The following is a 13,600-nucleotide window of genomic DNA, read 5'->3' as shown; positions in this document are numbered from 1 at the left end:
ATTAAAGGTACTGTTTCATGAGAAACCATATAATTTTCGAACGTATAAAAAAACAGCGCCATTATGGCGCCGCCGCTTGCTAATTACTCTTTGAAGAACTTCTGGTGAATCGCATTTACCGCTTCTTTTACTTGGTCTTCTTTAATCAGACAAGAGATGCTGATCTCAGAGGTGCTTATTACTTCAATATTAACACCGGCTTCACCTAGCGCACCAAACATGGTAGCAGCAATCCCTGGGCTGCCATACATACCAGCGCCGACAACAGACACTTTTGCTACATTCTCGTCAATGACAACCCCGAGCGCGCCCATATCCTTAACTAGCTTCTCGACCAGCACTTTTGCTTGGTCAACGTCAGGTTTAGAAATAGTAAATACCATATCAATGATTTTCTTATCAGCATTACGGATACTTTGGACGATCATGTCTACATCGATTGCCTTTTCCGCCAGTGCGGAGAAAATTGTATAGGCGATACCCGGCTGATCTGGCACGCCAAGTATAGCGACTTTTGCGACGTTGACATCATGGGTAACGCCTCGAATAGTAAATTCACGTTCTTTCATCGTATATTCCTCCCTGATTATCGTACCTTGTTCTAGCGTAAAGGTGGATCTAACGTGGATAGGAACACCATAATGCTTACCCATTTCCACTGATCTGGGTTGCATAACTACAGCTCCTAATCTAGCCATCTCCAGCATTTCATTATAGGTAATTTCTTTCATCCGGCGAGCATCTTTGACAACCCGGGGATCAGCAGAGTATACTCCATCTACGTCGGTAAAAATTTCACAGATGTCTGCGCCAAGCGCGCCAGCCAATGCAACGGCTGTCGTATCAGAACCACCGCGTCCCAAAGTAGTGATGTCACCCAGTTCGGTAACCCCTTGAAACCCTGCGACCACGACAATTTTGTCTTTGTCTAGCTCAGCAAGAATTCGTTCCGGGTTGACGTCAACAATTCTAGCCTTAGCATGCACTCCACTTGTCGCTATCCCCGCCTGGCCGCCTGTCAAAGAAACCGCATCTACGCCAAGTTTTTGAAAAGCCATCGTTAACAGGGAAATTGTTATTTGTTCTCCAGTTGATAGTAGCATATCCATTTCTCGCTGACTTGGTCTATTGTCAATAGCCTTCGCCATAGAAATTAACTCATCTGTCGTATCTCCCATGGCAGAAACCACTAGAACAATTTTATCATCTGGTTCTTTTTCCTTCAATACACGCTCTGCTACCCCTACGATTTTAGCAGTTGTAGCCACCGAACTGCCGCCAAATTTTTTTACGATAAATGCCATAATACCATCCCTTCTCGGTCCCTGCAAAAAATACAAAATTATAGATAGTATATTCTCGGTAGAAGAACAAACTCCTTCTACCAATGCACATTTTCGCAAACAAAAAACGTTCCCGCTTTTTTGCGGAAACGTTTTTTTAATAATTATTCGCTAATGGAAATATCTTTTGTGCTTTCCCAAAGTCCATGAATATTGCAATAAGCGGCAGCCAGTAAAGTACCGTTAGCATTAAGCTTTACCGTCACTTGGGCGGAAGGCTCAGTATAAGCCGGACCTTTATTTGGCCCTTCTGTAGACTCACCATGAGCATTGAACTCAAACAAGCCTAGATCGTAGACATTACCGGTGTCAGGCTTAAAGTACAGGCGAATCCAACGAATATGGTGTTCAGTTGTGTTCGGATGTGCAATTTCTTTTCCAACTGTGACTTCAACAGTAAACTTTTCCCCAGCTTTAACCTTTGTCGGAGCCTCAATGACAGGAACATGCTTCTCTGTTTTCCAATCTGCACTTTTGAATACGTCGGCAAATTTCATTATACATCCCTCCTAATATAGTTACTTATGATTATTATTAGACATAGTCTAATAAATTCCTTCTAGTTTTCTTATTAGTTGATAATTATTTTTGGTTGACTATGAGCGATAATTAACAAATTGTAGCTCCACCGGGAAGTCATTCTGCCGCAAGCAACCAATAACGGCTTGCAAGTCATCTTTATTTTTGGCAGAGATCCGGACCTGATCATCCATTATTTGTGCTTGCACTTTTAACTTTGTCCCCTTAATAAGGGCAACAACATCTTTAGCAATTTCTTTGGAAATGCCTTTTTTTATTGTGACAATTTGCCTGACCGTGCCATGTGAGGCAGATTCAATTTTCCCATAATCCAAATTTTTTAAACCAATGCCACGCTTCATGACTTTTGTTTGTAGAATATCAATAACACTCTTTAATTTAAAATCGTCGTCAGCCAGAATAGTTATCTTGTCTCCCTCAAGCGTAAGTGACGACTTGCTGTTGCGAAAATCAAACCGTTGCGCGATTTCCTTGCCTGTTTGGTTAACAGCATTGTCAACTTCCTGCAAATCTACTTCGCTGACAACATCGAATGAACAATCTTTGCTAGCCATACAGTCCTCCTTAAAATGTTTCGTTAACCGGCGGTAGCATTATGTATCAGCTCATCATATGATGTAGCAAGTGATACCTATTAAATTGTATCATGCCATCTGACAGAAAGCAAAGGAGGGTAACCACTTTATGGATGCAAAATATCCTCACTGGTACTGTGATGACGAAAAGAGTCCAGTCTGTGATTACGACGGCAAAGAAATGATGTTTGATGACTGCACGAACTATAATATGCAACCGCTCCAAACCGAAACCTTGAAAGACCGTATCATGTGCATGTTAGGCAATGAAGTGATGTTGTCGGTAGATGCAAGAATCTGCAGACGCGAGACTTTCTGCGGTACTCTATGTTATGTAGGTTGCGACTTTATCATTGTCAACGTCTGCCTGCGGGGCAAGTCTGCGTCTATGCACATCCCCCTGAGAATGTTGCGATTTATCGCTCCATTCAGAGGACATCGTTCCTGGTTCTAAGCCTTTCCTAACGCAAGGGATGTGATAAGTTGTTTTCACTTACTCGAGATCGCAAACCCACCGCGGTTGATATCAATCACATGCGAACATTGCACGAAGAGGCCATTGAGCAGCTAGAATTAATGAAAACCGCGCTCGATGCCAGAGAAGAAGCTGCCGGAACCTTACGAGATACACTAGATAATATCGCAACACATCATTGGCACGCTTACATGGATATTATCCATCTCATCACGCTGCATGACGAAGCAATGGCAAACGTAATCAAGAAATACGGATTAGCCCTGCGTGACCAAGATGACGAAGCTGATGATCGCCTAGGCATCAGCCCAACTCTTCTAACGCTGCTATTAGTTGCCCTAATTCGTAGGCACCGACGTATCTGGCATATCTATGGCTGGCGAGCCAGTCCCATGGGAGACTACTTAAAAGAATCTCTGGTGATGGAACGAGAACATGTCGCAGAACTCATCGCCATGGTTCAATCTTCACTGTGACAGTAAGCTGCCCCCACGGGTGGCTTATTTTTTTTTGCGGTTCGGCAGGTTTTTCGCCTTTTCAAAGGGAAAGCTATGTATTATGATTAATGACGAAGGTACTGAGCACCAAACTTTTATTGTTCCCGAGCATTATCCACAGATGTCACTCGCCGATTGCTTGCGTCGTCTTGGTGTTTCGCTAAACTTGAGGCGCAAAATTAAACATCATGGTGTTATTAGGATAGATGGCGTTGTCTGCCCCTGGTATGCAAAAGTCAGCCCAAAATCAGAAATTGAAATGGAGTGGACAGTAGCTTCTCAGATTACCCCAGAAAACATCCCCTTAGATATTGTTTACGAGGATGACTGGTTATTAATTGTTGATAAGCCAGCAGGAATGCTCGTCCATCCCACCCCAAAACAACCTGGCGGTACTCTGGCGAATGCGGTCGTCCATTACTATCGCCAATTGGGATACACTCATGCTTTTCATCCAGTTCAGCGGCTTGATAGAAATACATCTGGTCTTCTTACCATCGCGAAATTATCCTCTATTCACCATTTGATGAACAAACAGCGCCTCCGACGGCGGTATTTAGCAATTGCGACCGGAACTCCTGAGGTTGCCGAGGGCATTATTGACTTGCCGATTGCCCGACATCCTGACAGCATTATCATTCGAATAGTAAGCTCAACTGGGCAAGATGCGATTACTCATTACCGGGTTTTGCAGTCTTTCCCTACCGCCAGCTTGCTGCAGTTAGAACTGGAAACTGGCCGAACGCACCAAATCCGGCTTCATCTGTCCCATATAGGGCATCCCTTGTTAGGAGATGATTTGTATGGAGGAAAAACCGACCTGATTGCACGGCAGGCGCTCCATTCTTCCTTTTTAGAACTGCAGCACCCAATAACTGGCGCTGTCATTAGCCTATCGTCGCCTTTACCCCAAGACCTTGAACAGTTGTTGAAGCAGTTAGACACACATGTCTCTGCAGTAGCCTCCCATAGGGAGAAAAATAATAGTATAAATCAGGAGGGATAAATATGCCGTTAGTCACCTCAAAAGCAATGTTCGAGAAAGCATATGAAAACCAGTACGCTGTTGGCGCCTTCAATGTCAACAACATGGAGATTATTCAGGGTATTGTTGACGCCGCCAAGGAAGAGCAGTCTCCACTGATACTACAGGTTTCAGCAGGAGCGCGCAAGTATGCCAAACATATATACTTGATTAAATTGGTTGAAGCCGCCGTTGAGGATTCCGGTTTGCCAATTTGTCTCCATCTCGATCATGGCGATGACTTTGAAATCTGTAAGAGCTGTGTGGACGGCGGTTTTACGTCTGTTATGATTGACGGTTCCAAACATTCTTTTGAAGAGAACATTGCCTTAACCAAAAAGGTAGTTGAGTACGCCCATGCACATGGCGTTACAGTCGAAGCCGAGTTAGGCCGCTTGGCCGGTGTGGAAGACGCTGTCAAGGTGAGCAGCAAAGATGCCTCTTATACTGATCCTGATCAAGCCGTTGAGTTTGTCGAACGCACAGGAGTCGACTCACTTGCTATCGCGATCGGAACTAGTCATGGGGCCTATAAATTTAAAGGCGACCCCACACTAGACTTTGAACGCCTGGAGAAAATCACAAAACTACTGCCTCAGTTCCCGCTTGTCTTGCATGGCGCCTCAACTGTGCTGCCTGAATTTGTCGCCAAGTGCAATCAGTATGGCGGCAGTATTGCCGGAGCTCAAGGAGTTCCGGAAGCAATGTTATTGAGAGCCGGTAAATTGGGCGTCTGCAAAATTAATATTGATACCGACCTACGACTAGCAATGACTGCATCTGTCCGTGAGCATTTAGCCGTGAATCCGTCAGACTTTGATCCACGCCAATACTTAAAGCCAGCTCGAGAAGCAATTAAAGCTATGGTTAAACATAAAATCCGCAATGTCTTGAATTCGTCTAACCGCCTGTAGTAAAGAAGACTGGGATTCAGATGGGGCGTTAACTCCATCTGAATCCTAGTTACACTTATTCAGGGACTTGGCTGCTCTAAGAGTGAGGATCGAAATCTATGAGTTTGTTGCCGAAGACTTCCTTTAGGGACTCCACTTAGCCGAAGATGAAATTTTAGAGCGGTTTAATATCGGGAAAACCAGATCGAGCGTCTCGCAATTAAGCGGGACGCTCGACTTATGTTCTGAATATGCTGCACCCGCCTGAATGACATTAGCCTGACTGGAAACACTAGTGTCAGCAAGGAATATCATCTATTGAGGGTATAGCATGAACTCACACAATGCAGTTTTGACTGCATATTCTCTTCATACAGGTCTAATCGCCATAGCATTATTTCTAACCAAGGTATTTCCCAACCGACCGCCTGCCGGTTTTATTAATGAATCGCTAGTGCCGCTCGAACCTATAATCGGTCAATTAATCAAATGGGATGCTCACTGGTATACATATATTGCCCAGCATGGCTATGATGCACAATCAGTCGTCTTCTTTCCTGCAATCATTATTTGTATGAAAACGCTGGCATACTTGGGCCTGAGCTATGGAACGGCAGGATTGCTCGCTTGTAATCTGTTTGCTTTTTTTAGCTTTCGGATTATGTATTTAACGTTTAGGCTAGACTACTCAGAAAAAGTCGCTCAACGGGCACTTATCGCCTACTCAGTTATGCCCACATCATTCTTTATTAATAGTATCTATACCGAGTCGCTATTTCTCGTCTTCTCTCTATCGTGCGTGTATTATGCTCGCCAATCGAAATGGATGATGGCTGGCGTATATGGCGCCCTCTCAGCCCTAACGCGAAATCTTGGAGTCTTTCTTTTCTTCTACCTGCTCTACGAGTACAAGCAAGAAAAAAGGCCGCCAGATGAGTCAAAGGCATTGATTCCACTCTTTTTCCCACCGCTTGCATTACTCACCTATATGGGGTTCAATCAGTATGTAGCTGATAATCCCTTGGCATTCCTGCACTCCCAGCATGAGTGGGGGCGCTATTTCAACTCTCCCTTAGACAATTTTTCCAATAACATTGGACTAACTTTAAATGCCAATCCATACATCCAACCAGGAGCATCTTTAGATACGTTTATGGTATTGTTGGCTGTTGCCGGATTATCACTATTGAGTTTCTCAGCCAATTTTAGAAGCCGCCAAACCTATTTACTAATTGGTTGGTTATGGCTTGCAATCCCACTGATGTCAACTTCAGCATGGCTGCCACTATACAGTGCATCAAGATTTGTTCTCGTCATTTTTCCACTATACCTATTTCTGGCCCAACTGCGGGATGCATGGTATTATAGTTACCTTGCAGTCAGCGCAGTCGTTTTATGTATTTGTGCTGCGTTATTTATGAATTGGCACTGGGTCGGATAGCAAAGCAAAAAGCACTCGCTGAAAAGCGAGTGCTTTTTGATAAACCTGCGACTACGTACCGAAAATGCACCCAGCATAAGGCACTAAAGCAGATGTCCAGCCTGGCAGAACGCCCCTCCCAGGCCGTCACCAGCCAAGTACTTTCGGCGTAGCGTTCTAAAAAGAGTCTTATGCTCTCTACAATGTGCTAAGGACTGATTGCACCTTCGAGTCATTAACTGCCGTGTCCGGAATGGGAACGGGTATAAATTCCCGGCATGACCACCAAGACTTTTTATCCACTGTGAAGCCCCCAAAGGCCCCCCTTAACTAAGCTATTCGATCAGATATTAAACTAACCGATATAATTTACCCGGTCTGCCTCTCGCCGCGACAATCTCTTCGCCGACTTGCACGGCTAACCCCGCAGCACAAAGGCCGTTCATGATACGGCGGATATTTTGTTCAGTAACTGATAATTGTCTGGCTAATTGGATTGACGTGAACGTATCCCAGCCCATTCGGCGTATTGTTGCCACAATTTTCTGGTATATCTTGATGCCTACAGCTGCTTTATGTAGTTTTTCTATCAACTCTTTGTCATTTGAGTAATAAGAGTAGCTTAATTGTTTGTCCTCATTAATTGCTTCGACAATGACCCCGTTATCCTGGACAATGATTATATCGTTGCTCTTTTTTTCACGCGCATTTCGAATCGCGCAATGGGCATTCCTTTCAGCAGCAAAAACAGTGGCACCATACCCGATGCCAGCGATAACGGGAACGTTACAGTCAACAGTGGCGAAAAGCTGCTGAACCGTATTCCGGAGCGTAGTAATTTCTCTTTCGACTGCTCCGCGCGTACTAAAAATTTCATACACACCGGTTCCCTTATCCAACAGATAACCATCCAGGTTTTCACAAAGCGGCAACAGAAGCTCTTTTAGTTTCAACTCTAACGCTTGAAGAACATATGGAGTTTTCGCTTTCTCAATGATTTCATCGTATTGGCCGATTTCAATAAGAACAAGCCCGACTTGGGTATTTTTGAAATAAGATGCCTTGACTTTTTCAATAATTATTTTCAAGGACTGATAAATTTCCTGCTCGGTTAGCGTGAACTGGTAAACAGGCACGCCATGTGCCTTTAGCGCATGAAAAACGCTTCGCAAGGCGGTAACTGCCCCATCAATTTTTCCTTCTTGCCATAAACGAAGGTGGAATTGAATGATTTCCTCCGGATCATATTGGGCTTTGTAATATCGAATATGAACATCTTGCCATTTAATGCCGGTTTCTTGTATGAATCGTTCAATATCCATTAAGGATTCAAACATATCCACAGAAAAACGCGGTAGAGCGCTATTATTTATCGTCATTTGCAACAAGTTAATGTAAAAACTTGCCCCCGTCGGTTCGCAATAAGCGATGTTGTCTTCTGTTGACAAATACTCCTTGGCGATGAAATAGGTGACTGACCCGGAGAATAGCCAGCCTTTCGTATCCGCCTGATTCTTTTGTAAAATACGGATAATGTCGCTTTCATCCTCAAAGGGAAACGGAACAAATTCAATATTATGCTCAAAATTTTGAGCGATCGTCAGGATCCGTTCCACTGACCGGGTAGGCCCAATGATTCCGATTCTGTGTGCCATACTATACCCCGTAATTTGTAAATATTTTCGTATCTATTATACACTATAGTTTAACTGAATCGTAAATATCTTTTCTCCATATGGCCACTCTGATGAAACTACTCACAGAATAATAAAAAGAGCTTATTCAGGTGCTCATTGCGGAACACCTGAACAAGCTCAAGGAGAAAAAATTATTGCCAATTATAATATGTAGCAATCGCCAAAAAGATCCAACCTACGACCATGCATTTTACGACAAGAGGAATGGCAAAACGGCACCACTTGTCAAATGGAACTCTTGCTAACGCCAACATCGCTAAAAGGCCTCCCGCTGTTGGTATAATAAGATTCAAAAAGCCGTCACCCATTTGAAATGCCTGAACGGCGATTTGCCGATTCACGCCGATAAGATCGCTAAGAGGAATAATGATCGGCATCGTTGCCATCGCTTGTCCGCTTCCGGATGGAACAAAGAAGTTTATCACGCCTTGAACCAGTGTCATTAATATGGCGCAAATGACCGGCGGGAAATTGACTAAAGGTGCTGCCAAGGTGTTGATAATGGTATCGCCAATTTTACCCTGGTCTAATATAACCATAATCGACCTGGCAAAGCCAACAATCATCGCCCCTCCGGCAATTTCGGAAGCTCCTTGGACAAAGGTATCCGCTATTTCGTCTGCAGTAAAACGCGCAATTAAGCCAAAAAGAATTGCATACAATACAAAAAGAGCGGAAATTTCTGTTAGATACCATTTATATTGTACTACTCCAAATACAATGACAACAATAAAAGAAGCGAAGAGTAAAAGAACTAATTTTCCTCGTATATCCAGTTTATACTCATTAATTCTTTCTTTATCAATGGATAGCCCTTCTGTTGATATGCCTTTAACCAAGCTCATTTCAGGATTTCTCTCTATTTTTTTCATGTAGAGCGAGATGTGGTGAATCAAGATCAAAAGACAGACAATACAGTACACGGTTCTGGGAACCATTCCTGAAAAAATGGGTAATTCAGCAATTGCATGGGCAATGCCGATAGAATATGGATTAATCGGCGAAGTCCCAAATCCAATAGCGACGCCGCCAATGACAATGGCTGCTCCAACCATGAGATCGTAGCCCATACTCAATGCCACCATGATTCCAAGCGGCACAAAGGCAATTACATTTTCGAAGCCAACGGCAGCGCCAAAGAAACCAAAAACAAATGTTAAAACAATTAACATCAATTGTTTGGATTTTGCGGATACACCGATAGTCCTTATGGTAATTCCTACAGCATTTTCGATGGCTTTTGTACGTTCCAAAATCTTAAACATACCGCCTGCCAGGAAAACAATCATCATAACGGGGCCGGCTGCAACCATGCCATTGGGAATTGCTTTAAAGAGGCCCCATACATCAACTGTCATTTTTGATGTTTTTTCTAAATAGGTAAAACTTCCCGCAACGACGACATTGCGCCCGTTAACCATTGTTCTTTTAAATTCACCTGATGGAACAATATAGGTTAAGGCGCAGACAGCGCAAATAATTAGAAACAAAATGACGAATGCACTTGGTATTTTTTCATACCATTTATGTTTGCCACCGGTATAATCATTCATGATAATTCCGCCTTTATAAAATTATTTAACGTTTGAATAAATTCGTTCATGTTAAAAATACTTTTGCCGAGTATTTAGATGAACATTAAACCCGTAATTCTTGAACCTCCTTTCATTAGAGTAATATTCGGAATTTGCTATTCGTTTGTGGTTCGATCCCCCCTTTTTCGCCCCAATAGTCCTTTTTCGTGCTAAGTTATTTCGATAATGCCTGGCCTTTTATACAATTGGTCAAAGCCCGATTTTATAAGACAATTTGCTTTATCAGTTTCGTAAATGGTCCTCTTTAACAGAGAGCTATTGCTATTTCTCGAATGTCTCGGACTATAAAAAGCTCTTAATCATTTTAGTAATACTTAAGAATATATTTCTAAAATGATTATATTTGTCTTTGAATGAATTTGTCAAGAACTGTCATGAAATTTCGCTAATTGAAAAAGTTCTTGATATTTTTTGTGTAAATGTGTTATTCTCATTTTAGAAAATTTTTTCATTATATTGCGAAATAGGGCGAAATTCTTACCCTGCATTTATATGGTGCAATAAACACCTAGCAGCTTGACCACGTTATCCTAACATGGTCAAGCTACTAGCGAGAGGAGTTGGGATTGTGATAGTTGATAAATTGATAGAACAATCAAAAGAAGAGGTAATTGCCTGGCGAAGACACCTGCACAAAAATCCGGAATTATCCTTCCAGGAAGAAAAAACAGCTCAGTTTGTTTATGACAATCTATGCAAGTTGAAAGATCTGGAAGTCTCTCGCCCCACTAAGACAAGCGTGATGGCTCGCCTATTTGGCGATAAACCCGGAAAAATTTTAGCACTGCGAGCAGACATGGATGCTTTGTCGATACAAGAAGAAACCCAGTTGGATTTTGCTTCGCAAGCTCCTGGAATTATGCATGCTTGTGGTCATGACGGGCATACCGCCATGCTATTGGGAACTGCAAAAATTCTTTCCCAATTACGACACCAGATTAAAGGAGAAGTCCGGTTTATTTTTCAACATGCCGAAGAATTGTTCCCTGGCGGTTCCCGTGAAATGATTCAGGCAGGTGTAATGGAAAATGTAGACATGATTCTCGGTTTCCATTTAATGAGTCATATCCCGGTAGGAAAAATCGGAATTGTTTATGGTCCTGCTATGGCCGCATCTGATACGTTCGAAGCAACTATCCAGGGAAAGGGTGGACATGCTTCTCAACCACATCTCGCTGTCGATCCGATTGTCATTGGCGCCCAGGTTGTAACCAATTTACAGCATATTGTTTCCCGCAAGCTTGATCCCATGGAGAATCTGGTGGTTACGGTGACGACTTTCCACGGGGGCACTGCCAATAATGTTATACCTGATACGGTTAGCTTGTGCGGCTCAATCCGCAGCTTCAATAAGACGATTCGTCAAAAGGCAGAGCAGCAAATCGAAAAGATCATTGATGGGATTACGAAAACCCACGATGCTGCTTACAAAATTGACTATCACTATGGGTATGATGCGGTCTCCAATGATGAAACCATGACTAAAATTGTCGAGGAGACCGTTGAAGCGGTTTGGGGCAAACAAGCCGTGGCGAAGGTCCCGCCTCTGATGGGCGGCGAAGACTTCTCCTTTTATCTCAACAAAGCACCGGGATGCTTCATCTTTGTCGGAACAGGAAACCCAGACAAAGGCTGTGATTTTCCATTGCATCATCCCCAGTTTAGCTTGGATGAGGATTCGCTTGCAATCGGAATGAAACTGAGTGTACACGCCGCATTGAAGCTTTTGGATTAAGCTTTATCAGGAGCCCGGAATAACAGGGATTATCCAGATGAGTGGTTATATCACTACAATGATGCGCGACCTCATCGCGGATATTGAAGCATAGGCAAACGTCCGGCAATGGCATGAAGGTAGCTGAACAGACCAGTTCTAGGATGGGACGGGATTCTAGTATGCAAACGTTATTAAACAGGCTTCTTGCCAAAAATAGTGGGTTGAGTGTGAATGGAAAAGTTGCTGATTATATACCCGAGTTGGCAAAAGTAAACCCGAAGTTTTTGGGAGCTTACATCATGGATATACGCTGTAACAGTGAGTATGCGGCAGGTGACCACGATGTCGCGTTTACCATTCAGAGCATTGCAAAAATAATCATGTTTACTTGCGCACTCCTTGACAATGATTTGGCAGAAATATCCCAAGCTATTAGTGTAGAGCCTACTGCGGATGGGTTTAATTCTATTGCCAGCTTAGAAACGAAAAACACACATAAACCACTAAATCCGATGATTAATGCCGGAGCTATTGCCACTATTCCTTTTGTTCGCGGAACGACTTATACGGAAAAGTTTACTAGAATTTTGAACTTAATGAGGACTATGTCCGGAAACCCTAACCTTTCTGTCAATCATCAAGTGTATACGTCGGAGTCCTTAACGGGTAATCGCAACAGAGCTTTGGCTTACTATATGTACAGTACAGGTGTCATCAAGGGAGATATTGAGGAATTGCTTGACGTATACTTTCGGCTATGCTCTGTGAATGTTACTTGCAAAGATCTTGCGGCGATAGGAAGTGTTCTTGCCAATAATGGCATAGATCCCAAAAGCAATATGCGCATTATCAGTAAAGAAAAATGCCGTATCGTCAAAGCGGTCATGGCTACCTGCGGTTTATACAACGAATCGGGCTTATTTGCCGCTACAGTTGGCATCCCGGCCAAAAGCGGCGTTGGCGGCGGCATCTTAGCGGTTGTCCCCAAGCAAATGGGCATCGGGGTGTTTAGCCCCCTGCTTGATGACAAAGGCAACAGTATTGCCGGAATGAGTTTTTTATCAGATTTATCCCTAGCATTAGATTTAAGCGTTTATTGATCTGCTTTCCCGAACGATTTTTTTCCACTTAATTAATAATGAACCACCTTCTCTGTTATTTTTATGATGACTTGAACACCATCATTGTCTAACAGCCGGTGTGGTTCTTGTTTAAACATTGAATCTCACCCACATATCGGGCGGGTTTCGTTTCAGGTGTAAACACCTGAAACTTGCTAAAGCATAACAAAAGCAAACAGCACTCGCTTCCAGCGAGTGCTGTTTTACAAACCTGCGACTACCTATCCTCCCAGGCCGTCACCAGCCAAACGTTCTAAAAAGAAGCTCTTGCTCTACAATATGCTTCTTGCTGATTGCACCTTCGATACTTTCGGCGTATGTGTGCGCGTTCTAAAAAGAAGCCTTAGCTCTACAAATAGCTGAATATTGGTTGCACCTTCGGAACCCGTTCTGAAAAGAAGCCTTGCTCTACAATTAGCTTAATACTGATTGCACCTTCGACGCGTTCGGATGCTGCTAAGCCTACTGCCACCGTATTAAACTTATCTCTAAAGAAACAAATAAACGAAATGACCTACTTCATCAGTAGGTCATTTCGTAACCGGCAACTACTTATCCTCCCAGGCCGTCACCAGCCAAGTACTTTCAGCGTATAAGGGCTTAACTGCTGTGTTCGGAATGGGAACAGGTGGAACCCCTTAGCTATCGTTACCGGATATAAGTGAGGTGTGCATCCTTTAAGGTATGCTCCCTCAAAACTGTC

Annotated in this window: 12 protein-coding genes and 1 rRNA gene; 7 read left to right on the top strand and 6 right to left on the bottom strand. The window is 43.2% G+C overall.

Annotation, left to right across the window (positions count from 1 at the left end; genetic code table 11):
- Nucleotides 1-83: 83 nt before the first annotated feature.
- From AXX12_RS03595 to AXX12_RS03585, 3 genes are all read right to left on the bottom strand, one after another.
- Nucleotides 84-1,304 (bottom strand): aspartate kinase, encoded by a 1,221-nt coding sequence (locus AXX12_RS03595; protein WP_066238289.1) that lies wholly within the window; start codon nucleotides 1,302-1,304, stop codon nucleotides 84-86.
- Nucleotides 1,305-1,447: 143 nt separating this feature from the next.
- Nucleotides 1,448-1,840 (bottom strand): class II SORL domain-containing protein, encoded by a 393-nt coding sequence (locus AXX12_RS03590; protein WP_066238287.1) that lies wholly within the window; start codon nucleotides 1,838-1,840, stop codon nucleotides 1,448-1,450.
- Between the two features lie 99 nt (nucleotides 1,841-1,939).
- Nucleotides 1,940-2,437: a YajQ family cyclic di-GMP-binding protein gene (locus tag AXX12_RS03585; RefSeq protein WP_066238284.1), complete on the bottom strand. Its 498-nt coding sequence runs from the start codon at nucleotides 2,435-2,437 to the stop codon at nucleotides 1,940-1,942.
- A 130-nt stretch (nucleotides 2,438-2,567) separates the two neighbouring features.
- On the opposite strand from AXX12_RS03585, the gene AXX12_RS03580 reads away from it, so the two are divergent.
- The 5 genes from AXX12_RS03580 (at nucleotide 2,568) to AXX12_RS03560 (ending at nucleotide 6,788) form a co-directional block, all read left to right on the top strand.
- Nucleotides 2,568-2,912 (top strand): hypothetical protein, encoded by a 345-nt coding sequence (locus AXX12_RS03580; protein ID WP_066238281.1) that lies wholly within the window; start codon nucleotides 2,568-2,570, stop codon nucleotides 2,910-2,912.
- Between the two features lie 29 nt (nucleotides 2,913-2,941).
- Entirely contained in the window at nucleotides 2,942-3,409 is a 468-nt protein-coding gene (locus AXX12_RS03575) for a hypothetical protein (protein ID WP_231881781.1), read from the top strand.
- Between the two features lie 82 nt (nucleotides 3,410-3,491).
- Nucleotides 3,492-4,436 carry an RluA family pseudouridine synthase gene (locus AXX12_RS03570; protein WP_066240203.1) on the top strand — a complete coding sequence of 315 codons (945 nt, stop codon included), beginning with the start codon at nucleotides 3,492-3,494 and terminating at the stop codon, nucleotides 4,434-4,436.
- Nucleotides 4,437-4,438: 2 nt separating this feature from the next.
- On the top strand, nucleotides 4,439-5,368 hold the full coding sequence (gene fba, locus AXX12_RS03565) for a class II fructose-1,6-bisphosphate aldolase (RefSeq protein ID WP_066238279.1): 930 nt from the start codon (nucleotides 4,439-4,441) through the stop codon (nucleotides 5,366-5,368).
- Nucleotides 5,369-5,678: 310 nt separating this feature from the next.
- Nucleotides 5,679-6,788 carry a mannosyltransferase family protein gene (locus AXX12_RS03560; protein ID WP_066238277.1) on the top strand — a complete coding sequence of 370 codons (1,110 nt, stop codon included), beginning with the start codon at nucleotides 5,679-5,681 and terminating at the stop codon, nucleotides 6,786-6,788.
- Between the two features lie 329 nt (nucleotides 6,789-7,117).
- Here the strand turns inward: AXX12_RS03560 and AXX12_RS03555 are convergent, their stop codons facing one another.
- A complete protein-coding gene (locus AXX12_RS03555) occupies nucleotides 7,118-8,422 on the bottom strand; it encodes a hypothetical protein (protein ID WP_066238274.1) in 1,305 nt (434 codons plus the stop codon).
- A 173-nt stretch (nucleotides 8,423-8,595) separates the two neighbouring features.
- Nucleotides 8,596-10,017, bottom strand: a complete 1,422-nt coding sequence (locus AXX12_RS03550) for a YfcC family protein (protein WP_066238272.1) — start codon at nucleotides 10,015-10,017, stop codon at nucleotides 8,596-8,598.
- Nucleotides 10,018-10,594: 577 nt separating this feature from the next.
- On the opposite strand from AXX12_RS03550, the gene AXX12_RS03545 reads away from it, so the two are divergent.
- Entirely contained in the window at nucleotides 10,595-11,794 is a 1,200-nt protein-coding gene (locus AXX12_RS03545; RefSeq protein ID WP_066238269.1) for a M20 family metallopeptidase, read from the top strand.
- A gap of 161 nt (nucleotides 11,795-11,955) precedes the next feature.
- The gene (gene glsA / locus AXX12_RS03540) at nucleotides 11,956-12,876 is read left to right on the top strand and encodes a glutaminase A (RefSeq protein ID WP_066238266.1); all 921 of its coding nucleotides are present in this window, start codon (nucleotides 11,956-11,958) and stop codon (nucleotides 12,874-12,876) included.
- 560 nt (nucleotides 12,877-13,436) lie between these two features.
- Here the strand turns inward: glsA and rrf are convergent.
- A 5S ribosomal RNA gene (rrf, locus tag AXX12_RS03535) occupies nucleotides 13,437-13,553 on the bottom strand.
- Nucleotides 13,554-13,600 lie beyond the last annotated feature (47 nt).

It is taken from the genome of Anaerosporomusa subterranea (assembly GCF_001611555.1).
GTDB classification, from domain to species: domain Bacteria; phylum Bacillota; class Negativicutes; order Sporomusales; family Acetonemataceae; genus Anaerosporomusa; species Anaerosporomusa subterranea.
This window is presented reverse-complemented; position numbering and strand designations above follow the sequence as displayed.

Excerpts from the sequence above, each read along its gene's own strand:
- AXX12_RS03595 (WP_066238289.1), bottom strand. The coding sequence starts at position 1,304 with ATGGCATTTATCGTAAAAAAATTTGGCGGCAGTTCGGTGGCTACAACT.
- AXX12_RS03590 (WP_066238287.1), bottom strand. The coding sequence starts at position 1,840 with ATGAAATTTGCCGACGTATTCAAAAGTGCAGATTGGAAAACAGAGAAG.
- AXX12_RS03585 (WP_066238284.1), bottom strand. The coding sequence starts at position 2,437 with ATGGCTAGCAAAGATTGTTCATTCGATGTTGTCAGCGAAGTAGATTTG.
- AXX12_RS03580 (WP_066238281.1), top strand. The coding sequence starts at position 2,568 with ATGGATGCAAAATATCCTCACTGGTACTGTGATGACGAAAAGAGTCCA.
- AXX12_RS03570 (WP_066240203.1), top strand. The coding sequence starts at position 3,492 with ATGATTAATGACGAAGGTACTGAGCACCAAACTTTTATTGTTCCCGAG.
- fba (WP_066238279.1), top strand. The coding sequence starts at position 4,439 with ATGCCGTTAGTCACCTCAAAAGCAATGTTCGAGAAAGCATATGAAAAC.
- AXX12_RS03560 (WP_066238277.1), top strand. The coding sequence starts at position 5,679 with ATGAACTCACACAATGCAGTTTTGACTGCATATTCTCTTCATACAGGT.
- AXX12_RS03555 (WP_066238274.1), bottom strand. The coding sequence starts at position 8,422 with ATGGCACACAGAATCGGAATCATTGGGCCTACCCGGTCAGTGGAACGG.
- AXX12_RS03550 (WP_066238272.1), bottom strand. The coding sequence starts at position 10,017 with ATGAATGATTATACCGGTGGCAAACATAAATGGTATGAAAAAATACCA.
- AXX12_RS03545 (WP_066238269.1), top strand. The coding sequence starts at position 10,595 with ATGGTCAAGCTACTAGCGAGAGGAGTTGGGATTGTGATAGTTGATAAA.
- glsA (WP_066238266.1), top strand. The coding sequence starts at position 11,956 with ATGCAAACGTTATTAAACAGGCTTCTTGCCAAAAATAGTGGGTTGAGT.